This is a genomic window from Burkholderia sp. AU31624, from assembly GCF_020420065.1.
Classification (GTDB): domain Bacteria; phylum Pseudomonadota; class Gammaproteobacteria; order Burkholderiales; family Burkholderiaceae; genus Burkholderia.
Genome location: NZ_JAIZRT010000001.1, coordinates 429,634 through 451,796 on the forward strand (window position 1 = coordinate 429,634; position 22,163 = coordinate 451,796).

The window sequence follows — 22,163 nt, forward strand, 5'->3', positions numbered from 1 at the left end:
CCCGATATTGTCGAAGCGCGCCGCGCGCGGCCGCAACGACTGAAACACATCGAAACGAAATCACGCCGCGCGGCCGCTTGCAATTGCGCGCGTCACGTACGTGCTCGAGGGAATTCATCCACGATTGCGTGCGATTTCGCGCGGGGGCTGGAATTCGTTCGCGAGCCGCATGAATGGCGATGGCGGCAGAGGTTGGCAAAGTGGGGCGGCCGGTGGTCGGCCACCCGCTTTCGGCTTTCGGCCAGTGTCGCGCTACGCCGCCATCCACGCCGGCAACCGCCCGCCGACCCAGTCAGCCGCCTGCTCGTAGCCGCGCGCAAGCTGCAACACGGCGAGATCGGCGCGCGGACGCCCGATCAGTTGCATTCCCATCGGCAGCCCGGCATCGTTGAAGCCGACCGGCACGCTGATCACCGGGCAGCCGGCCAGCGTCCACGGCACGACCGTTTCCATCCAGCGGTGGTAGGTATCCATCGCACGGCCCGCGATCTCCTTCGGCCAGCGCTGGTCGACGTCGAACGGGAACACCTGCGCGGTGGGCGCCGCGATGAAGTCGTAGCGGTCGAAGAAGCTCAGCACGGCCTGATGCCACGCGGTGCGCTCGACGCTCGCGTCGAACACGGCCGCGCCCTGCATCGCGAGCAACCCCTCGACCTCGTAGATCGCCTCGGGCTTCAGCAGCGCGCGCCGCGCCGGGTCGCGATAGTGCGCAAGCAGCCCGCCGCCGGACAGCAGGTGCCGGTGTGCGAGCCACAGGCGCCAGATCCGGTCGGGCGCGAACGCCGGCAACGCGGCATCGACGTCGCAGCCGATCTCGCGCAGCGTCGCCAGCCCCTGCTCGCACAGCGCGAGCACGCCCGCGTCGGTCGCGAGATAGCCGTTCCAGTCGCCGACCCACGCGATGCGCTTGCCGCGCAGGTCGGCGTCGAGCGGCTGCGCGAACACGGCCGGATCGTCCGCGAGCGACAGCGGATCGTTGCGGTCGTAGCCCGCCTGGATCGCGAGCAGTTGCGCGACGTCGCCGACCGTACGGCCCATCGGCCCTTCGATGCCGAGCTGCTGCACGAACACGTCGACGCCCGGCCAACGCGGCACGCGGCCCTGCGACGGACGGAAGCCGTAGATATTGCAGAACGCGGCCGGATTGCGCAGCGAGCCGCCGAAATCGCTGCCGTCCGCCACCGGCAGCATCCGCGACGCGAGCGCCGCCGCCGTGCCGCCGCTGCTGCCGCCCGCACTCTTGGTCAGGTCGTACGGGTTGCGCGTCGCGCCGTAGACCTCGTTGAACGTGTGCGAGCCGAGCCCGAATTCGGGCGTGTTGGTCTTGCCGATGAAGATCGCGCCGGCCGCGCGCATCCGCGCCACGCCCACGGAATCGGCCTGCGGCACGTTCTCGCGGAAGATCGGCGAGCCGTAGGTCGTCCGCAGCCCCTTCGTCATCGCCAGATCCTTCGGCGCCTGCGGCATCCCGTGCATCCAGCCGTGGTACTCGCCGCGCGCCAGCGCGGCATCCTTTTCCGCGGCTTCGGCGAGCAGTGCGTCGCGATCGCGCAGCGCGACGATCGCATTGACCGCGCCGTTCACGCGCTCGACGTGATCGAGATACGCACGCATCGTCTCGACGCACGACACGGCCTTGCCGCGGATCGCCGACGCGAGCTCGCCCGCCGACAGGCGCACGATCGGATCGACGGGGATGGAAGCGGGAGCGAGAAGCTGCGGGGCGCCGTGCGGCATGCGAAGTCTCCTGGAATCGGAATGGAATGGCGGGCCGCATGGCGGCGGTCGCGCCCGAACCGGCCGGGAGCGGCCGCGCCGCGGCCGATGCACTACTCTACGCGACGCCCGATCGGCGACCTCCGATATTTTCCGCCGTGATTCATTGCGGTTCCGACTGAATCGGGGTGGCGGGCCACGCTTCGCGCGCGCCGCCCCGGCCGATGAAATCGTTTATGCGCATAAACTTAAATTTCTTATATTTCTATTAGGCGCGGCACGAGGCGGCGCGCGTTAACGACATTTTTACGCGGTCGCCCGTTCTCTTTAGATCGTCCGGCCCGGCGGCGCGCTACGCTGGAATCATCACGTTTCCTGGACAACATTCATGCTCAAGCTGCTGGTTCCGGTCGGCCACTCTCCCCGCTCGCTTCAGGCGGTTCGCCACGCGACCTTCCTGTACCGCGAACGGTGCGCGTCGGAAATCGTGCTGATCAACGTTCAGGCGCCGCTCGAATCGACGCGGCTCGAGGCCTACCATCCGCTGTCGCGGCTGCGCTCGATCGAGGAGAAGTTCGCGTCCGACGATCTGGCCATGGCCGAACGGATCCTGCAGGAAGCCGGCGTCAAGTACAGCGTCGTGATGAAGGTGGGCCCGGTGGCCGATACGATCGCGTCCGTGGCCGCGGAGACGGGGTGCGACGAGATCGTGGTCGTCGCACCGCGGCACGGCCCGTTGCATGCGCTGCTGTCGGTGTTCCGTCGCAGCGTGATGAGCCGGCTGGTGCGGATTTCGAATGTGCCGGTCACGGCCGTGCAATGACGGGGATGAAGCGCGACGATGCGGCAACGGCCCGTTCGTCGACGGGCTGCGGGTTTGCGACGCGCGGTGCGACACGTGTGCGCGTTACCGCTCACCCGTGTTGCATCGGCGTTCATGCAGCGCTTAGTCGATGACCTTGCGCCAGAACACGAAATAGGCAGCGGCCGAAGACGCAACGAGCAGGATGGCCCACATCGGGGCGAGGCTGATCAGGACGGAAGAGACGTTAAGCATTTGGATTCCTCACTAATTCGATAGCGATGTTCGACACGCACCTGCTTGCCGGAACCGACGCATTCCTCCGCGATCGCTTTCCGTCAAATCATGCATTCATGCTATCGCTTTGAACGGCTGCGCGACCGCCCCCTTCCGTCCGTAACCTGACATTCGTCAAACTCCCGTGAATCGCGCGCCTGTCGCGCAAAAAACCGTTGCACGCATGTGTCGCCGCGCGTCTGGTTGCGCCTGCCACGCGCATTGAAACCGCGCCTTCCCTCCTCCCGCAAACCACGAAAACGGGACAGGATCACCCACCGCGCCGTTATTTCAGCAGACGTTTACCGGGGGAACCCCCAAGTGCTTCGTCGAACGGGTCCGCGTTACGCTTGAGCCACGAGGAGACGAACCATGAGACGAGCCGTACATATCGCTGTTTTCGCGCTGCTGGCGTATCTCATTGGCGATCGCGCGATCCTGCACGCGCAGGGCCGCGACACCAGCCCGCTCGCGTGCGGACAAGGCGCCGCGCAAGTGAAGGTCGATGCGCTCGGCCGCGGTTTCGGCGAGGCCGCTGCCAGCAGCCAGAGCGAGGCGTTCATGTCGGGCTGCCTGGTGACGGGGCGCGGCAACCAGGATGTCGCGCTGGCGAACCGCTGATGGGCGTCCGGTGACGCGCAGGCCGCGTTCGGGTCACGACAGCCGAGGCAGAGCCACACACGCCCGCATCCATTCCCGCTTTTCGATCGATGTCGCGACGCATGTCACGGCTGGGACGGTGGTCATACCGAACGCCTGGGCGTAACCTGCCTCGCGGCGGGGAAGATGCGTCGACATCGAGTCGATCGGAGCGTCCTTGCCGTATGGCACTCGCCAGACGTTCAACCGGCCGCATTCCCGGCCGCCGCGTCGAGACCCCGCTTCATCGCCAACGACAACACACCCAAAGATGAGCCATCCGCACACCGAATTGATCCAGCGCTTCTACACGGCGTTCCAGCAGCGCGACATCGACGCGATGCTCGCCTGCTATGCCGATGACGTCGTCTTCAGCGATCCCGCATTCGGCGAACTGCGCGGCGACCTCGCACGCGACATGTGGCGCATGCTGGTGGCGCGTGCGCAGGATTTTTCATTGACGTTCGGCGACGTCGCCGCGGATCAGCAGGCCGGGCGCGCCGAGTGGATCGCCCAATACCGCTTCACGGCGACCGGCCGGATGGTGGTCAACCGGATCGACGCGCGGTTCCGGTTTCGCGACGGACGCATCGTCGAGCATCGCGACAGCTTCGACCTGTGGCGCTGGGCACGTCAGGCGCTCGGGCTGAAAGGCGCCCTGCTCGGCTGGACGCCTTTCGTGCAACGCGCGATCCGCGCGCAGGCGCGCAAGAACCTCGATGCTTATCGCGCCAAGCGGAAATAGCGCACACCGTCATCGCTTCATCGTCGCGTTGATCAGGTCGTCGGCCATGTCCGGCCGAACGCCGTCCGGATTCTTGAGACCGTTCTCGCGATACCAGCTTTCGTCGGCTTCGGGATGCGGGCCGACGAGCCCGACGCGCCCCTTGCCGTAGCGATAGGTCGCCGCCGCGATATCGCGGTTCGGATAGGTCGCCAGCACGACCGCGCCCCGGGCGGCCGGGAGCATCGCGCCGTCCTGGAAGTAGATCCAGCGCTTTCTCCCGCGCCAGACCACCGGTGTCACGGTGTCCTCGATACCGTGAAGCGTCGAGCCCGGCCGGCCGACCTCGGAGTCCAACTCGCCGGCAACCAGCCCGAAACCCGGGTCGCCCGCCAGGTAGGCGCCCATGCAGATGCCCAGATAGCGGCCGCCGTTCGACACGTAATGCCGCACGGCGTTGATCGAACGCTTGCCGATGCTGGCCGCCGCGCCGGGGATGTCCTGTCCGCCGCCCGGCTGAACATAGAGCGCGGCGCCGGCCAGGACGGCGGGCGTGATCTTGAGTTTTTCCGCCGGCCCGACGTAGATCACCCTGAACCTGTGGCTGGATTCACGCAGGCGCTGCGCGATCGTCTCGGGGCAGCCATCGCATGCGGCCGGGCCGCGATAGACCAGTGCGACGGGACGGCTGGCGGAGTCGCGCGCTTCACCATCGGCCACGGCCGCGTGAGCGACCGACGACGCAATGAGCGACACCACCACGAAAATCGATTCTCTGGATCGCATGTACTTGATCGACGGGCTTTGAGGGCTCGCGGCCGTTCAGGACGGTGCAACCGGCACGTACCGATGTGGGCCCCATCTTTTGAAACCTGCTTGAAAGCCGCGTGAAATAGAGCGTAGGCGCGCGAAAGCGGCCCGTGTGTAACGTTTCTTGCTTGCTTGTGCAGATATCTGTGCCGCCGGTAGCCGGTAGCCGGACTCCCGACGCGTCGTTACCGGTGGCGCCCCTCCCCGGCCGTGGCCTCGAACGGTTCGTGTCGGTTCGCATGACGTCAGCCAAAACCGACAACGGAGGCACCCGACGCAAACGAACGCGCCCGGATCGCAGTCAGGCACCCCGCAGCGCCTCCCCTCCACTGTCGGGACCACCCAAAACACCCTGCCGGCATCCGCACCCGGGTGAACCTCCAAAACATACCCCGACACACCGACGCCCCCGTGCCACCGGGCTTCCCCGTGCCCGGTCATCAACTCTTATATAAGACATAAGACATTTGACGTTAAAGAGCATTGAGATTAGAATCCCGCTCAAAGCAGTGTCTGGAACAGCCCCGGAGTGCCGGCAAGGCCTTCCCCTCAAACGCAATATCAGCAGGTCTCCCCATGCTTGAAAACTTTCGTGCTCACGTGGCCGCCCGCGCCGCGCTCGGTATTCCTCCCCTGCCGCTGACGGCTCAGCAGACCGCCGAACTGGTGGAACTGCTGACGAACCCGCCCGCCGGCGAAGAGCAGACGCTGCTCGACCTGATCACCCATCGCGTGCCTGCCGGCGTCGACGAAGCCGCCCGCGTGAAGGCCGGCTTCCTGGCCGCCGTGGCCAAGGGCGAGACCGCCTGCCCGCTGATCTCGCGCGAACGCGCGACCGAACTGCTCGGCACGATGCTGGGCGGCTACAACATCCAGCCGCTGATCGAGCTGCTGTCCGATGAAGCCGTCGCCGCCGTGGCCGCTGATGCACTGAAGAAAACCCTGCTGATGTTCGACCAGTTCCATGACGTCAAGGAACTCGCCGACAAGGGCAACGCGCACGCGAAGGCCGTGCTGCAGAGCTGGGCCGACGCCGAATGGTTCACGAGCCGTCCGGAAGTGCCGCAAAGCCTGACCATCACCGTGTTCAAGGTGACGGGCGAAACCAACACCGACGATCTGTCGCCGGCCCCGGACGCCACCACCCGCCCGGACATCCCGATGCACGCACTGGCGATGCTGAAGAACGCACGCCCGGGCATCACGCCGGAAGAAGACGGCAAGCGCGGCCCGGTCAAGTTCATCGAATCGCTGAAGGAAAAGGGTCACCTGGTCGCCTACGTGGGCGACGTGGTCGGCACCGGCTCCTCGCGCAAGTCGGCCACCAACTCGGTGCTGTGGTTCACCGGCGAAGACATCCCGTTCGTCCCGAACAAGCGCTTCGGCGGCGTGTGCCTCGGCGGCAAGATCGCCCCGATCTTCTACAACACGATGGAAGACGCCGGCGCGCTGCCGATCGAGCTTGACGTGTCGCAGATGGAAATGGGCGACGTGGTCGAACTGCGCCCGTACGAAGGCAAGGCGCTGAAGGACGGCAAGGTCATCGCCGAATTCCAGGTCAAGTCCGACGTGCTGTTCGACGAAGTGCGCGCCGGCGGCCGCATTCCGCTGATCATCGGCCGCGGCCTGACCGCGAAGGCACGTGAAGCGCTCGGCCTCGCGCCGTCGACGCTGTTCCGCCTGCCGCACCAGCCGGCCGACAGCGGCAAGGGCTTCTCGCTCGCGCAGAAGATGGTCGGCCGCGCGTGCGGTTTGCCGGAAGGCCAGGGCGTGCGCCCGGGCACGTACTGCGAACCGAAGATGACCTCGGTCGGCTCGCAGGACACCACGGGCCCGATGACCCGCGACGAACTGAAGGATCTCGCATGCCTCGGCTTCTCGGCCGACCTCGTGATGCAATCGTTCTGCCACACCGCCGCTTATCCGAAGCCGGTCGACGTGAAGACGCACCAGACGCTGCCGAACTTCATCAGCACGCGCGGCGGTATCGCGCTGCGCCCGGGCGACGGCGTGATCCACTCGTGGCTGAACCGCATGCTGCTGCCCGACACCGTCGGCACCGGCGGCGATTCGCACACGCGCTTCCCGATCGGCATCAGCTTCCCGGCAGGTTCGGGCCTGGTCGCGTTCGCGGCCGCCACCGGCACGATGCCGCTGGACATGCCGGAATCGGTGCTGGTCCGCTTCAAGGGCAAGATGCAGCCGGGCGTCACGCTGCGTGACCTCGTCAACGCGATTCCGCTGTACGCGATCAAGCAAGGCATGCTGACGGTCGCCAAGCAAGGCAAGAAGAACATCTTCTCGGGCCGCATCCTCGAAATCGAAGGCCTGCCCGACCTGAAGGTCGAGCAAGCGTTCGAGCTGTCGGATGCGTCGGCCGAGCGTTCGGCTGCCGGGTGCTCGGTGCACCTGAACAAGGAACCGATCATCGAGTACCTGAACAGCAACATCACGCTGCTGAAGTGGATGATCGCGCAGGGCTACCAGGATCCGCGCAGCCTGCAGCGCCGTATCCAGGCGATGGAGCAGTGGCTGGCCGACCCGCAACTGCTGTCGCCGGACGCCGACGCCGAGTACGCGGCCGTCATCGAGATCGACCTCGCCGACATCCACGAGCCGATCGTCGCATGCCCGAACGACCCGGACGACGTGAAGACGCTGTCGGACGTCGCAGGTGCGAAGATCGACGAAGTGTTCATCGGCTCGTGCATGACCAACATCGGTCACTTCCGTGCCGCGTCGAAGCTGCTCGAAGGCAAGCGCGACATCCCGGTCAAGCTGTGGGTCGCGCCGCCGACCAAAATGGACCAGAAGCAGCTGACCGAAGAAGGCCACTACGGCGTGTTCGGCACGGCCGGCGCGCGTACCGAAATGCCGGGCTGCTCGCTGTGCATGGGTAACCAGGCTCAGGTGCGCGAAGGCGCGACGGTCATGTCGACGTCGACCCGCAACTTCCCGAACCGTCTCGGCAAGAACACGAACGTGTATCTCGGCTCGGCGGAACTGGCGGCGATCTGCTCGCGTCTGGGCAAGATCCCGACCAAGGAAGAGTACATGGCCGACATGGGCGTGCTGAACGCGAACGGCGACCAGATCTACAAGTACATGAACTTCGACCAGATCGAAGACTTCAAGGAAGTGGCCGACACCGTGCAGATGTAAGCACGCGGAGCGCGCTGCGGCGGGTGGTTGACGGCGCAGCACACTACGTAATGGCGTCGCAGGCTGAATGCCGGCGGCGCCATTTTTTTATGCGGTTTCGAAACAAGCCTCTCCGGAGATAGCGGGAAAGCCGCGATGACCGGCGTTTCTACCGCTGCGTCGCGACGCTCACGCGCCCTCGCCGCCCGGCTCGCGGCGGATCACCAGTTCGTTGAAGCCGGTGTGCGGGTCGGGTTCGCGCGCGAAGCGATGCGCGGGCAACACGGCCAGCAGAATCTCGGCGGTCGTGCGCACCACGCAGCCGCTCGCGACATGGCCGCCCGTCACGCGGCCGGCCGCATCCGAGATCGACATATGCAGATGCGCGCCATCCGGCGACACCGAGCCGGCCAGCGTCAGGATTTCGAGGTCACCGCGCAACTCGGTCGGCACGTCGGCCCCGGCAAAGCGCAGCTGCGCGACGCTCAGGCTGCCGATGCCCTGGATCACGAAGGCCGCGTGCGATGCGTGGCCGCGCAACGCTTGCTCGATCGCGCCGCGCAAATCGTCGCCGGGGGAAAGACGCAGAGGATGAGCTTGCATGGTCGAGCACCTGCCGATGGTGGATGGTGTCGGCCAAGGGTACGTTCGCGCCGTGAATCCGGCAAGTCACCCGCGCCGATCGCTCGCCAGCAACCCATACAGCGCGCTGTCCGACACTTCGTCGCCGACGATCCAGCGTTCGCGCAGCAGCCCTTCCCGCACGAAGCCCAGCCGTTCGAGCAGCCCCGCGGACGCGGCGTTGCGCGGATCGATATCGGCTTCGAGCCGGTTCAGCCGCAGCGTGCCGAACGCATGATCGATCATGGCCGATGCCGCCTCGCGCATGTAACCGCCGCGCCAGTACTTGCGCCGCAGGCTGAAGCCGATCTCGGCGCGCCGGCATGGCTCGTTCGCATGAAACAGCACGCATTCGCCGAGCGCTTCGCCGGTTTCCCGCAGTTCGAGCACGCAGGTCAGGCTCTCCCCGCTCGCGGACGTCTGCACGTTGCGCGCGACGCGTTCGATCGCCTGTTCGATGTGCGTCATCGGCGAGAACGAGAAATAGCGCATCGCTTCGGCATCCGACCAGATCTCGAAGAAGGTGGGCGCATCGGCTTTGCGTAGCGGTCGCAGGACGAGGCGGGAGGTGTCCAGCGTGACGGGTTCGAACAGAGGCATGGCGACAATCGTTCTGAAAACGAGATCGTGAATTAGAACATGCAAGCCGCAAGTCGGCCATCTCACGCGTTCGCGCGCCCCGCCGCACAGCAGCAACCCCGATCGCCGCCCAACAAAAAGGCCCGGGCGTCGCCCGGGCCTCGTCACTGCAGCCGTTGCCACCGGCCGCGCTTACGCTTCAAGCGCTTCGAGCACCTTCCCCTTCGTCTCGATCCCGACGAAGTGCACGGTCACCGCCGCGATCAGCGGCACGATGCCGATCAGGTAGAACGCCGGCGCGAGGTTGCCGCCGATGATCGCGTGCGGCACCACCATCGGTGCGACGAACGACGCGATCTTCAGCCATGCGCTGCCGAGCCCGCAGCCCGACGCGCGGATGCTCGTCGGATACTGCTCCGGCGTATAGACGTACGCGGTAATGAACCCCGACGCCATCAACCCGAGCGACAGCGAGCAGAAGATCGACACGACATACACCGACGACGCGTGATAGAAACCCGCGAACGCCAGCGACAGCGCGCACAGCACGAACGACCACACGATCACCGGCTTGCGGCCGAGCTTGTCGACGAGCAGCGCCGACGCCAGCGACCCGAGCACGCCCATCATCGAGCCGATCACCGCGAGGTTCAGCGCGAGCTGCAACGGCGCGTGATAGAAGTTCTTGTAGATCGTCGGCAGCCACGTCGACAGCCCGTACTGGATGAACCCGCAGGTCGCCCACAACGTCGCCACCGCGAGCGTGCGCTTGCGATACGCGGCGCTGAACAGGTCGCTCATCTTGCGCTTCGGATGCTGGCGCACCATCTCGTCGAACGCCGCTGCCTGCGTGACCGGCGGCAGCTCGCCGCGCACCGACGCTTCGAACACGCCGACCGCCCGCCCGGCTTCCGGAAGCCGCCCGCGCGACGCGAGCCAGCGCGGCGATTCCGGTACGAGACGCGTGAGCACCAACGACAGGATCAGCGGCAGCCCGCCGACGAAGTACATGATTTCCCAGCCGAAGCGCGGCACGAGCCACGCACCGAGCGCCATCGACACGAGCAGGCCGATCGGGAACACGATCTCGTACAGCAGCACGAAGCGGCCGCGGCCATGGGCGCGCGTGATCTCGTTGATGTACGTCGCCGCAACCGGCAACTCGCCGCCGAGACCCAGGCCCTGCAAAATCCGCAGCAGCACGAAGATCTCGAAGGTCGGCGCGAAACCGCACGCGATGCTCGTGATGCCGATCACGGCCGAGCTCCACGCGATCGCCTTCACGCGGCCGTGCTTCTCCGCCAGCGCGGGAAACAGGAAGGCGCCGATCAGCTGGCCGATCGCGCCGGACGCGATCAGCATGCCGATCTGCGTCGGCGACAGCCCCCATTTGTGAATCAGCAGCGGCAGCGTCGCCGCGATCGTGATCACGTCGAAGCCGTCGAAGAACGTCGCGGTGCCGATCAGCACGCGCGCGCGGATCTGCATCGCGTTGGCGGGAAGCCGCTCGAGCCGCGCGATGATCGCGCCGGGCGTGGAGGCGGCAGCTTCCATCGTGGCGCGACCGGCCACGACATTGTCGAAAGTGCTCATGCGGGGGTCTCCTGTGTCTCGTCGCCCGGTCAGGCCAGTGTCTTGCTCGTGTCTGCCAGGGCTTCCGTATCCACTGCCCGGCCCTGGTTCATCCACTTGCGCGCGAGCTTCAGCTCACGTGCGTTGTTGACGGCGATGACACCTCTCACATGTCCTTCGCCTACGAAAAACAGCGTCGCGCGTCGCGCGGCAAGCTCGCCGCGCACGACGAGCTGCGCATCGGCCGGCAGATCACCGAGGATCTGCAGGTTCACGTCGTACTGATCGGACCAGAACCACGGAATCTCCGCGTACGGGGCGCGCACGCCGAGCACGGCCTTCGCCGCCGCGATCGCCTGGTTCTGCGCGTTGGCCCACGACTCGAGCCGCACGCGCCGCTTCAGCCAGCCGTTATGATGGTTCGCGACGTCGCCGCACGCGAAGATCGCCGGGTCGCTGGTCGCGCCGAATTCGTCGACGACGATGCCGTCGTCGAGCGCCAGCCCCGCGTCGCTCGCGAGCGACGCGTTCAGCGCGAGGCCGATGCCGGCCACCGCGAAATCGGCGTCGATCGTCGTGCCGTCGGCGAGCGTCGCGCGCACCTTCGACGCGTCGTCCGGCTGCGCGTCGAGCGACGCGAGCGCCGCGCCGAGGCGGACGTCGACACCGTTCGCGCGATGCAGGTCGAGCAGGAAATCCGACACGATCTGCGGCACCGAGCGGCCGCACAGCCGCGGCGCGCCTTCGACGACCACGGCTTCGACGCCGAGCTTGCGCGCGGTCGCCGCGACTTCGAGGCCGATCCAGCCGCCGCCGATCACGAGCACGCGCCGGCTCGCACGCAGCTTCTCGCCGAGCGCGGCCGCTTCGTCGAGCGTACGCAGGTAATGCAGGTTCGGGGTCCTCACGAGTGCGTCCGGCAAGCGGCGCGACGTGCCGCCGGTCGCGATCACGAGGCGGTCGTACTCGATCTCGCGGCCGCTTTCGGTTGTCACGACGCGGCGTGCGCGGTCGATCGATGCGGCGCGCTCCGGCTGCCATGCTTCCACGTTCAGCGCGTCGAATTCGTCCGGACGCACGACGCGCACGGTTTCGATGTCGGCGTCGCCGGCCAGCACGGCCTTCGACAGCGGCGGACGCTCGTACGGCAGATGCGGTTCATCCGCGATCATCACGAGGCGGCCCGCAAAGCCTTCCGCGCGCAGCGTCTTCAGCACCCAGCCCGCGGCCTGGCCGCCGCCGATCACGACGACCGTGCCGGGCGCGGCCTGCTCCGGTGTGTTCTCTTCGCTCAAGATTTGCGCTCCGTCATGAACTTGCCTTCCGGCGCCTTCGCGTTCTTCTGCCGGCGCGTGTTGCCGTCGAGGCCGCCATCGACCGCCCATTCGGCGAACACGGTCGGGCCCGGCTCGAACTCGCGCGGCTGCCACTCGGGCGTCAGCACGTCTTCATCCGCGTAGTACTCGATCAGCGCGCCGGCCGGGTTCTGGAAGTACCAGAAGTACGCGGACGACACCGGGTGGCGGCCCGGGCCGAGTTGCGTTTCCCAGCCGCAGCGGTCGATGTGCATGCCGCCGCCGAACACCTCATGGATGTCACGCACGGTGAATGCGACGTGGTTCAGGCCACGTTTGCCGTTCGGCAGCGCGAGCAGGAACAGGTCGTGATGGCCGCCGTGCGGCGCGCAGCGCATGAACGCGCCGCGGCCCGGGTAACGGTCGGACGTCTCGAAGCCTAGCAGCTCGTGATAGAACTTTTCCTGCGCGTCGAGGCAGTTCGTGAAGAACACCACGTGCCCGACCTCGACCGGCTCCGCGCGCGCATAGATCGGGCTCGGCTGGTCGACGCGCAGCGTCTGGCCCCACACGTTCGACGGCGAGCCCGTGATGTCGAGTGCGCGCTTGCGCGTGACTTCGATGCGGATCGCCATCCCGTTCGGGTCGATGCAGCCGACCGCATCGTCCTGCGCGTAATAACCAGGCTGGCCGGCGAGCTTCGTGCGCAACGCGTCGAGTTCCTGCCGCGTCGCGACGCCCCACGTGACTTCCCGCAGCGTCGGCCCCGCCTCGAACGCAGGCGGCAGCGACGGATCGTCAGCCTTGACGGCCAGCACGGTGCAGCCGTTCAGCGTCTCGAAGCGTGCGCGCGTGTCGTCGTGCGAGACTTCCTTCATCCCCCAGTCGGCGAAAAAGCGCCGGCACGTCGCGAGGTCGTCGACGCCGTACGTGATCTGCTCGATTCCCAAAATGCTCATTGCGTCATTCCCCTTCGCTCAGTTCGCCCACGGCAGCGGCGCGTCGTTCAAGCCCCAGTAGAGGCTCTTCTGCTGCATGTACTCGCGGATGCCGAGACGCCCCTTCTCGCGCCCCATCCCGCTCTCCTTCCAGCCCGAGAACGGCGTGGAGATCGAAAACAACTTGTACGTGTTGATCCAGACGGTGCCCGTCTCCAGCGCGCGTGCGATGCGCCACGCACGCTTGTAGTCGCGCGTCCAGATGCCGGCCGCCAGGCCGAACACGCTGTCGTTCGCCTGCGCGATCAGCGACGCTTCGTCGTCGAACGGCATCGCGACGAGCACCGGGCCGAAGATTTCTTCCTGGCAGATGCGCGCGCTGTTCGGCAGCCCTTCGAGAATCGTCGGCTGATAGAAGAAGCCGTCCTCGCGCCCATCGCCCGCAGGCCGCTCGCCGCCGCACAGCAGGCGACCGCCTTCCTCGAGACCCAGCGCCACGTAGCGCTCCACCGATTCGCGATGCTTCGCGGTGATCAGCGGCCCCATCTGCGTGTCGGGGCGCGTCGGGTCGCCCACGCGCAGCTTGCGTGCGCCCGCGACCAGGCGCTTCATGAATTCGTCGTACACCGAACGTTGCACGAACAGCCGCGAGCCCGCGATGCACGCCTCGCCCGACGAGCTGAAGATGCCGTACAGCACGCCGTTGACCGCATGATCGAGATCGGCGTCGTCGCAGACGATGGTCGGCGACTTGCCGCCGAGTTCGAGCGACACGGGCATCAGCTTCTCGGCCGCGATGCGCGCGATGCCGCGGCCCACTTCGGTACCGCCGGTGAACGACACCTTCTTCACCAGCGGATGACGCACGAGCACGTCGCCGATCACCGAACCCTTGCCCGGCAGCACGCTCAGCACACCCTTCGGCACGCCCGCTTCCTCGCAGATGCGCGCCAGCGCCAGCGACACGAGCGGCGTGACTTCCGCCGGCTTCAGCACCACCGCGTTGCCGCCCGCCAGCGCCGGCGCGAGCTTCTGCGCATCGGACGCGATCGGCGAATTCCACGGCGTGATCGCCGCGATCACGCCGATCGGTTCGTACACGCTCATCGTCAGGTAATCGCCGCGCGACGGCGTCAGCTCCTCGTCGAGCGTTTCGAGGCACGCCGCGAAATAGCGGAACGTGTTCGCGGCGCTCGCCACCAGCACGCGCGTCTCGCCGATCGGCTTGCCGTTGTCGCGGCGCTGCAGGTTCGCGAGCGCCTCGTGGCGCTGCATGATCAGATCGGCGATGCGGTACAGCACCTGCGCGCGCTGGTGCGGCTTCAGCCCGGCCCAGTCGGCGCGGCGCCATGCGGCGTCCGCCGCCACGACGGCTTCGGCCGCGTCGTCCGCATTCGCGGTCGACACTTCCATGTTCAGCGACTGGTCGGCCGGATAGATGCTCGCGTAAGGCGCGCCACGGCCGCGCCGCCATTCGCCGCCGATCAGGATGTTGCCGTCGGGTACGAGGCTCGTATCGAAAGGAGTCATGTCACAAGTCCCACAAATCTGTCTCTGCACGCCCGCCCTCGCCGTGGCGCGGGCAGGCATTCAATGGCCCGGTCAGATCACGCAGCGGGCCGCGCGGTTGCGCAGCGCGCGGATCGCGCTGTACGCCGTCAGCGCGGACGTCTTCGGGTTGTCGGGCAGCGGTTTGCCACTCATTTCCAGCGACATCTCGCCGAATGCGCCGCGCGCGGTGATGCGGTGCACGTTGCGCTCGACCGCCGGATCGGCGATCAGGCGCACGTGCGTCGCATCGAGGCCGAGGCCCGCGAGCGCGACGGTGGCCGCGACGTTCGCGTTCTTCGGATACAGGCGCGCGGCATCGCGCGCGCTGCCTTCGAAGATCACCTTTTCCGCGGTCATCGCGCGCAGGTCGCACAGCGCCTCGGCGGGCGTGCCGAGCCAGCCGAGCGGCGGCTTGCGGCCCACGTACAGCACTTCGTCGAGGCCGCCCTGCTTCGCGGACGCCAGCGCATCGATCCCGCCGATCGCGCCGGACAGCAGCGTGACCGTCGCGTCGCCTTCGTCGGCCGCCTGTGCGAGCACGTCGAGCAGCGCGAGATCGGACAGCGCGCCGATCGACGCGACCGCGCAATCGGTGCCGGCCTTCAGCAGCGGCACGACGTGATCGACGAGCGCGCTGTGGCCCGCGCATTCGAGCGCGAACTCGGGGCGGCGGGCCAGTGCGTCGACCGACGACACGACCTCCACCGCGCCGCCCAGCACGCCCTGCACCGCCGCGCGCTGGTGTTCCGGCACGATCACGTGGGCGACGCGCAGCGACGCATCGTGCTCGACCGCGTGGTACACGGCCGCGCCGATCGCACCGAAGCCGATCATCGCGACGTCGACGGGTGCGTGGGCCCGCTTTTGCCCGTTAAGCATATTGGCGCTCCGACGGCTCTTCCTTCTTCACCGGCGGGCCTGCGAAGTTCGACGCGAACGCGCCGACCGACAGCATGTCGACCTCGACCATCACGGGGCCTGCCTTCGCCATCCCTTCGCGCACGATCGCTTCCGCGTCGTCGAGCGACGTGATCCGGTAGTGCGTGAGGCCAAAGCTCGCGCAGAACTGCGCGAAATCGGGCTGGTGCAGCTGCACGAAGCAGCGGCGGCCACCGTAGTGCGCGTCCTGGATGTTGCGGATCACGCCGTAGCACTGGTCGTTCATCAGCACGATCATCACGTTCGCGTTTTCCTGCACGGCCGTGACGAGCTCGCCGACGTTGACCATCAGCCCGCCGTCGCCGACGAGGCACACCGTCTTCGCCGCCGCATCCGCCAGCGCCGCGCCGATGCCCATCTGGATGCCCTGGCCGATGCCGCCGCCGAGCGCATGCACGCCGGAGCGCGGCTCGAAGATCTTCAGCAGGCGGTTGCCCCACGTGCTGTTCGAGATCGTCACGTCGCGCACCCAGTTGTAGTCGCGGCCGACCGCGCCCTGCAGCGTGTCGACGAGCTGCTTGTACGGCCCGAGGCCCTTCGACACGTCGGCCACCGCCTGCTCGCGGGCGGCCGCGAGATCGGCCGCGAACTGCGGATCGACCGCCAGGCGGCCTTCGAGCTGGTCGGCCAGCTCGGCCAGCACACGCTTCGAATCGCCATGCACGAACAGCTCGTTGCGATAGCCGCGGTTGTCGGCAAGCGCGTCGGCATCGACGCGGAACAGCGGCTGCGGCAGCGCGAGCTTGTACTTCAGCGTTTCGTTGCCGCGCAGGCGCGAGCCGACGACGACGAGCGCATCGCAGGTCTTGTAGAACGCTTCGACGGACGCGTGCACGTTGAACGCGCCGAGCGTCGCCGGGTGATCCTCGGGCAGCACGCCGCGGCCCTGCACGCTCGTCACGACGCCGAAGCCGAGCTTCACGAGGCGTTCGACTTCCTCGCGTGCGTGGCGCGCGCCGCCGCCGAGCCACAGCAGCGGGCGGCGCTTGGCCGCGAGGGCATCGGCGAGCTTCGCGACGCGGGCGGTGTCGTGCTCGCGCACCGCGACGTGTGCCGGCGCGAGGTCTTCCGGCCATTCGATTTCAGCGGCCTGGATGTCGATCGGAATCTCGACCGACACGGGGCCCGTCGGCGCGGTCTGCGCGATGCGCACGGCTTCGCGGATCGTCGGCAGCACGGTTTCGACGGTACGCACGCGGAATGCGGCCTTCGAGATCGAATGCAGCATCGACAACTGGTCCGGCGCTTCGTGGATGTACGCGAGATCCTGGTCGAGGTACGGCGTCTCGATCTGCCCCGTGACGTGCAGCAGCGCGGTGCCGGCCGTCAGCGCCTCGACCATCGCGCCGGCCGCGTTGCCCGCCGCCGTGCCCGTGCTCGTGAACGCGACGCCGAGGCCGCCCGACACGCGGGCCAGCCCGTCGGCCATGTTCAACGCGCCGGCTTCGCCGCGTGCCCCGACATACCGGATGTTGCCGCGCGAATTGATCGCGTCGAGGATCGGCATGTTGTGGATCGAGATGACACCGAATGCGGTCTTCACGCCGCACTGCTCGAGAAAGGCGGCAATCAGCTCGCCAACCGTGGTTTTTTTAGACATGGCGTGCAAAGCCTCCAGAAACGTCGATATGGCTGCCCGTCGTGTAGGACGACAGATGCGTTGCGAGATAAAAGAGTGCCCAGGCGGCCTCGTCAGGCTTGCCGAAGCGGTTCAGCGGAATGTTCTTCGTGCGGGCGATCGCGCCCGTCCAGTCCTCCCAGCTCTCGCCGGACTGCGCCTGCGTTTCGTAACGGCGGCGCCACTGGCCCGACTCGACGATGCCGATCAGGATCGAGTTCACGCGGATGCGCTGCGGCGCGAGTTCGGTCGCGAGCGACTTCACGAGGCTCAGCACGCCCGCGCGCGCCGACGACGTCGCGACCATGTGCGGCTCCGGCTGCAGCGCGAGCAGCGAGTTCACGCAAGTGATCGTCGGCGCCTGCGCGTCGCGCAGCAGCGGCAGGAACGCGCGCGTCGGGCGGATGATGCTGAAATACTTCAGTTCGAGTTCTTCGCGCCATGCGTCGTCGGTCGTGTCGGCGAAGGTCGACACGCGGCCCTGGCCGGCGTTGTTGACCAGCATGTCGGCACGACCGAAGCGCGCCGATACGGCTTGCGCAAACGCGGCCACATCGGCTTCGTCGAGCACGTTGCAGCGCGCGGCGAGCAGTTGCGCGCCCGGATACTTTTCGACGAGCATCGCTTCGGCGCGTGCGAGGCGCTCGCTGTCGCGGCCGCAAATCGCGACCGACGCGCCCGCCTGCAGGAACCGTTCGGCGGTCGCGAGGCCGATGCCGGACGAACCGCCCGTCACCACCGCCACCTGCCCGGTCAGATCGATCTGAATCATCGGAGTCCTAATGCCTTGAGAAACGTGTGCTCGTCATCCGAGCGGTAATTGAGCCGCCGCGACAGTTCCGCCGCCGCGCGCTGCACCTTGTCGATCAGGCCGTCCGCGATCAGCGCCGCGTCGATTTCCGGCCTCGGCACCGTCACGGTGATGCACGCGACGATCTTCTGCGTCTCGTTGCGCACCGGCGCGGTGACCACCGAAATACCGCGCTCGAACGACGAATTGCTGACGCCGTAGCCGCGCAGCGCATCCTCGCGGATCACTTCGTACAGCGCGTCGACCGTTTCCGGCGTCGCGTTCGTCATCCGGTTCAACGCGCCTTCCGGGTACAGCGCATGCAGCTCCTTCAGCGACAGGTCGCCCATCAGCACGTGACCGTGCGTCGTCGCATGCGCGGGCAAGCGCGTGCCGACGTTCACGCGGATCGAGCTGAACACCGGCGCCTGGCTCTGCGCCTTCGCGACGAACACCACGTCGCGGCCATCGCGGATCACGATGTGCGTCGTGAAGCCGGTCGCATCGCGCAGGCTTTCGATCACGGGCAGGCCGAGATCGGTCAGCTCCAGCGAGCTCAGGTATTCGAAGCCGAGCCGCAGCACGGCGATGCCGAGCTTGTAGTTGCGATCCTTGTCCGCACGCTCGAGGAAGCCGAGCGATTCGAGCGTCTGCAGCAGACGGAACACCGTCGTGCGCGGAATGCCGAGCCGTTTCGACAATTCGGGCGCGCCGAGCACGGGCTCGCGCGGCGAGAATTCGGCGAGAATCCGCAGCCCGCGTTCGAGGCCGGGGACCACGTAACTGGCTTCGGCCTTGCCGTTTTCGGTATCGGGTTGTTGCAGCGGTTCGTTCATGCCAGTCCCCGCTGTTGGTCGCACTGACGGCAGAACGTGTCGATCAGTGCGGAATAGACGGCCGGTGCTTCCACGTAGCCGGCATGGCCTGCTTGCGGAATCACCTGCAGCCCGACGTGCGCGGCCGCGGCGATCCGCTCGCATGCAGCGGGCGGCGTGATCGCGTCGTTCGCGCCCACCGCCACGGCCGTGCGGCCGCGAAAGCCGGCGAGATCGGTGGCGAGATCGGCGTTCGCGAGCAGATGCGTGGCCTGCGCGTAGCCGGCCGGCACGATGCGCGCCATGTTCCAGCGCACCCACGCACGCGCATCCTCGTTCGCGAAACCGGACAGCATGTTGCCGCTGCGCTGCTCGGCGAGCCTGGCCGGGCCGAGTTCGGCGAGCATCGCGAGCCGCGCGTCGCGGCGCGATTCGCGTGTTTCAGCCGGTGCGCTGCCGTAGCCGCCCGCGGGCGACACCAGCAGCAGGCCGGCGATCCGCGCGGGCATCACTCGGACGAGACCGCCCGCGATGATCGCGCCGAGCGAATGACCGACCAGCACGCAGCGTTCGATGCCGAGTGCCTCGAGCCACGCGTTCAGCGATGCCGCGTAATCAGCGGCTGCCGGCGACGCGCCGTGCACCGGGGTCGACACGCCGTAACCGGGCGCATCCCACGCGAGCACGCGCCGCGATGCGCCGAGCGTGTCGAGCTGGCGGACCCACGATGCGGCGCCCGAGCCGATGCCGTGCAGCAGCACGACGGGCAGCGCACGGCCTGCATGCTGCGCGCCGGCCTCGCGATAACCGATCGTGCCCGCCGCGCCGACCGCGCAACGCTGCTCGGGAAACTGCCCGAGCAGCGCGGCGAACGCCGCGGTGCGGTCGCGTTCACGTTTGTCGATGACACTCATTGCTTCACCTGCTCCGTCTCAGCGCTTGATCTTCGCGAGCGGCGAATCGGGCGGATAGGTCGGCGTGACCGGCTTCGGCGAACCGAGCATCACGCACATCAGCGCATCTTCCTCGCCGATGTTGATTTCCGTGCGATACACGCCCGGCGGCACCGAGATCAGGTCGCGCTCGCCGAGGATCGCTTCCCACGTCTCGCCGTCACGCTCGCAGATCACCTTCATCCTGCCGCGCAGCACGAAGAAGATTTCCTCGACGTCCATGTGGATGTGGCTCGGGCCGATGTTGCCGGCCGGGATGACCATCGTCGAGAACGTGAAGCCGCCGGCCGGCACCGTGTTGACGTCCTTCGCGACGCCCGTGCCGCCCGTGCCGACGTAGCGCATCTGCGCACGGCGGTACTTCGGGTCGTAGTCGGCCTGGAACTTCAGTGCGTCCCAGTCGTAGCGACGGGTTGCGTAGCGCGCCACGCGCCCTTCCATCCAGTCGTTGAAGCTTGCGCCTTCCGGCTGGTCCCACGACTTGCGTTCGAGATCGGCGTCCGCCATCGTCCTCTCCTTCATCAGAGTGAAAACTTCAATTCAATCAATTCATCACGAAGCCGCCGTTCACCGGCAGCAGTTGACCCGTCACGAAGCGCGCGCCGTCCGACAGCAGGAACAGCACGGGGCCCGTCACGTCGTCGGCCACCTGCGCACGCGTCAGCGCGCGGCCCTGCAGGTAGAACGCATGGCGCTCGGCGGGCACGTAGGCGGTCGCCTCGACCTCGGTCAGCCCCGGCGCGATCGCATTGACCGTCACGCCGTGCGTGCCGAACTCGCGTGCCTGCGCATGGGTCATCGCGATCACCGCGCCCTTGCTCGCGACGTACGCGAGCAGCTTCGGCGCGCCCCACAGCGCGGTGTCCGACGCGAGGTTCACGATCGCGCCGCGGCCCGACTGCGCGAGATACGGCAGCGCCGCATTGCTGACGAGCCACACGCCGCGCACGTTCACGTTCATCACGGCGTCCCACGTCGACACGTCGAGCTCGGTCGACAGCTTGCCGCCCGAGTTCGTGATCGCCGCGTTGTTGATCAGCGCGTCGATGCCGCCGAGCGCCGCCGCGCCCTGCGCGACGAACGCGGTGACGCTCGCCGGATCGGCGAGATCGAGCGCGAAGCAATGCACGACATGGCCGGCTTCGGCGAGTTGCGCGGCCAGCGCGCGGCCTTCGTCGAGCAGCACGTCACCGAACGCGACCTGCGCGCCCGCTTCGACGAGCGCCTTCACGAACGCCGCGCCGAGCCCGCGCGCGCCGCCCGTCACGAGCACGCGGCGCCCCGCGAGCGACACGACCGGAGCGCGCTCAGCCATTTGCCGGCTCCGAGGCGGCCTGCGCCTGCGCCGCGCGATGCGCGTCGAGCGTCGCAAGATGCTCCTGCGCACGCGTGCGCAGCATCCGGCGCACACGCGTCATGCCGACGTCGTGCTGGTACAGGTATTCGTGATCGCGCGCGTTCGGCGCGAGGCTTTCGAGGACGTAGCGGTCCTGCTCGAGCACGTCCCAGTGCAGGCCCTCGAGGCGGTTGCGGTACATGAAGCGCCACACGTCGCGCTGCCAGCCGCTGACCTTGCGGGTGCGCCAGAAGTAGACCTGGCAGTTGTCGCCGTCGACCGGCGTCGCGAAGCCGATGATCCCGAAGTTGCCGCCCGGGCCGAATTTCTGCTTGTACGGGATCGCGAGGCGCATCCACAGGCAGCCCGTTTCGCCGAGCTCGACCCAGTCGAAGTTCACGTCGCGCTGGCCGATCTTCTCGAACATCAGGCCCGTTTCCGTCTTGCGCACGCGCATCTCGGCCTGCTTGTCGCCTTCGGCCATCGAGTGCGAGGTGGCATGCAGGTACGCGCCGTGCATCGGGTCCATCACGTTGTCGATCGCGTACTGGTAATTGCACTTCCAGTTCGACACGCACAGGAAGTGGCCGTACGCGTCGTCGACCAGTTCCTCGGGCAGGTTCAGCGGCGCCGGCTCGCCGTGCGCTTCGTCACCGAACCACAGGAAGATCGCGCCTGCCTTCTCTTCGACCGGATACGACTTCACGCACTTCGTGCCTTCGAGCGGACAGTTCGATACGGCCGGCACGCGGTTGACCGTGCCGCCGCCGTCGACTTCGATGCCGTGATACCAGCAGGCGATGTTGCCGCCGAGGTTCCAGCCGAGCGACAGGCGTGCGCCGCGGTGCGGGCAGCGATCCTCGAGCGCGTGGACCTTGCCGTCGTGATCGCGCCACAGCACGATCTGCTCGGACAGGCGCGTGAGGCCGACCGGTGCATTCGACACCTGCCAGCTCGGCGCGACGGGGTACCAGTAGTTCTTGATGCCGCGGTCGAGATAGGCACGGACCGGGTCGTGTTGTGCTGCGTGTTGTTCGGGGGACGTCAT

Annotated in this window: 20 protein-coding genes; 4 read left to right on the forward strand and 16 right to left on the reverse strand. The window is 67.4% G+C overall.

From position 1 onward, the window contains the following. Window positions 1-252 precede the first annotated feature (252 nt). Window positions 253-1,737, reverse strand: coding sequence for an amidase (locus LGM89_RS02010; RefSeq protein ID WP_226272134.1), 1,485 nt, complete (start codon window positions 1,735-1,737; stop codon window positions 253-255). Window positions 1,738-2,104: 367 nt separating this feature from the next. Between LGM89_RS02010 and LGM89_RS02015 the strand changes: the two genes are divergently transcribed. The 3 genes from LGM89_RS02015 (at window position 2,105) to LGM89_RS02025 (ending at window position 4,178) form a co-directional block, all read left to right on the forward strand. Then, complete coding sequence (locus LGM89_RS02015) at window positions 2,105-2,539, forward strand: universal stress protein (protein ID WP_089496651.1); 435 nt, start codon at window positions 2,105-2,107, stop codon at window positions 2,537-2,539. A gap of 627 nt (window positions 2,540-3,166) precedes the next feature. After that, complete coding sequence (locus tag LGM89_RS02020) at window positions 3,167-3,415, forward strand: adhesin (protein ID WP_226272135.1); 249 nt, start codon at window positions 3,167-3,169, stop codon at window positions 3,413-3,415. 289 nt (window positions 3,416-3,704) lie between these two features. Beyond that, window positions 3,705-4,178 (forward strand): nuclear transport factor 2 family protein, encoded by a 474-nt coding sequence (locus LGM89_RS02025; protein ID WP_226202804.1) that lies wholly within the window; start codon window positions 3,705-3,707, stop codon window positions 4,176-4,178. A gap of 9 nt (window positions 4,179-4,187) precedes the next feature. Here the strand turns inward: LGM89_RS02025 and LGM89_RS02030 are convergent, their stop codons facing one another. Further along, window positions 4,188-4,943 (reverse strand): BPL-N domain-containing protein, encoded by a 756-nt coding sequence (locus tag LGM89_RS02030; RefSeq protein WP_264172428.1) that lies wholly within the window; start codon window positions 4,941-4,943, stop codon window positions 4,188-4,190. A gap of 600 nt (window positions 4,944-5,543) precedes the next feature. Here LGM89_RS02030 and acnB point away from each other — a divergent pair. Further along, entirely contained in the window at window positions 5,544-8,129 is a 2,586-nt protein-coding gene (gene acnB / locus LGM89_RS02035; RefSeq protein ID WP_089427183.1) for a bifunctional aconitate hydratase 2/2-methylisocitrate dehydratase, read from the forward strand. A 168-nt stretch (window positions 8,130-8,297) separates the two neighbouring features. On the opposite strand, the gene LGM89_RS02040 is transcribed toward acnB, so the two are convergent. The 14 genes from LGM89_RS02040 to LGM89_RS02105 form a co-directional block, all read right to left on the reverse strand. Next, complete coding sequence (locus LGM89_RS02040) at window positions 8,298-8,711, reverse strand: PPC domain-containing DNA-binding protein (protein ID WP_089496647.1); 414 nt, start codon at window positions 8,709-8,711, stop codon at window positions 8,298-8,300. Window positions 8,712-8,777: 66 nt separating this feature from the next. Continuing rightward, entirely contained in the window at window positions 8,778-9,329 is a 552-nt protein-coding gene (locus tag LGM89_RS02045; protein ID WP_226202798.1) for a GNAT family N-acetyltransferase, read from the reverse strand. 171 nt (window positions 9,330-9,500) lie between these two features. Continuing rightward, window positions 9,501-10,901: an MFS transporter gene (locus tag LGM89_RS02050; protein WP_226272137.1), complete on the reverse strand. Its 1,401-nt coding sequence runs from the start codon at window positions 10,899-10,901 to the stop codon at window positions 9,501-9,503. 29 nt (window positions 10,902-10,930) lie between these two features. After that, window positions 10,931-12,175, reverse strand: coding sequence for an NAD(P)/FAD-dependent oxidoreductase (locus LGM89_RS02055; RefSeq protein WP_226272138.1), 1,245 nt, complete (start codon window positions 12,173-12,175; stop codon window positions 10,931-10,933). Next, on the reverse strand, window positions 12,172-13,134 hold the full coding sequence (locus tag LGM89_RS02060) for a VOC family protein (protein ID WP_089458496.1): 963 nt from the start codon (window positions 13,132-13,134) through the stop codon (window positions 12,172-12,174). Before LGM89_RS02060 ends, LGM89_RS02055 begins: the two co-directional genes overlap by 4 nt. An 18-nt stretch (window positions 13,135-13,152) precedes the next feature. Beyond that, window positions 13,153-14,643, reverse strand: coding sequence for an aldehyde dehydrogenase (locus LGM89_RS02065; RefSeq protein ID WP_089427177.1), 1,491 nt, complete (start codon window positions 14,641-14,643; stop codon window positions 13,153-13,155). A 72-nt stretch (window positions 14,644-14,715) separates the two neighbouring features. After that, on the reverse strand, window positions 14,716-15,543 hold the full coding sequence (locus tag LGM89_RS02070) for an aspartate dehydrogenase (protein ID WP_089496643.1): 828 nt from the start codon (window positions 15,541-15,543) through the stop codon (window positions 14,716-14,718). Beyond that, window positions 15,536-17,203, reverse strand: a complete 1,668-nt coding sequence (locus LGM89_RS02075; RefSeq protein ID WP_089496642.1) for a thiamine pyrophosphate-binding protein — start codon at window positions 17,201-17,203, stop codon at window positions 15,536-15,538. Before LGM89_RS02075 ends, LGM89_RS02070 begins: the two co-directional genes overlap by 8 nt. After that, window positions 17,196-17,993 (reverse strand): SDR family oxidoreductase, encoded by a 798-nt coding sequence (locus LGM89_RS02080; RefSeq protein ID WP_089427174.1) that lies wholly within the window; start codon window positions 17,991-17,993, stop codon window positions 17,196-17,198. The genes LGM89_RS02075 and LGM89_RS02080 overlap by 8 nt, the downstream gene beginning before the upstream one ends. After that, on the reverse strand, window positions 17,990-18,847 hold the full coding sequence (locus LGM89_RS02085) for an IclR family transcriptional regulator (RefSeq protein ID WP_089496640.1): 858 nt from the start codon (window positions 18,845-18,847) through the stop codon (window positions 17,990-17,992). The genes LGM89_RS02080 and LGM89_RS02085 overlap by 4 nt, the downstream gene beginning before the upstream one ends. Next, the gene (locus LGM89_RS02090; protein ID WP_226272139.1) at window positions 18,844-19,740 is read right to left on the reverse strand and encodes an alpha/beta fold hydrolase; all 897 of its coding nucleotides are present in this window, start codon (window positions 19,738-19,740) and stop codon (window positions 18,844-18,846) included. Before LGM89_RS02090 ends, LGM89_RS02085 begins: the two co-directional genes overlap by 4 nt. 18 nt (window positions 19,741-19,758) lie before the next feature. Continuing rightward, complete coding sequence (locus LGM89_RS02095) at window positions 19,759-20,286, reverse strand: cupin domain-containing protein (RefSeq protein WP_226272140.1); 528 nt, start codon at window positions 20,284-20,286, stop codon at window positions 19,759-19,761. Window positions 20,287-20,323: 37 nt separating this feature from the next. After that, window positions 20,324-21,094 carry an SDR family oxidoreductase gene (locus LGM89_RS02100; protein ID WP_226202788.1) on the reverse strand — a complete coding sequence of 257 codons (771 nt, stop codon included), beginning with the start codon at window positions 21,092-21,094 and terminating at the stop codon, window positions 20,324-20,326. Further along, on the reverse strand, window positions 21,087-22,163 hold the full coding sequence (locus tag LGM89_RS02105; protein WP_226272141.1) for an aromatic ring-hydroxylating oxygenase subunit alpha: 1,077 nt from the start codon (window positions 22,161-22,163) through the stop codon (window positions 21,087-21,089). Before LGM89_RS02105 ends, LGM89_RS02100 begins: the two co-directional genes overlap by 8 nt.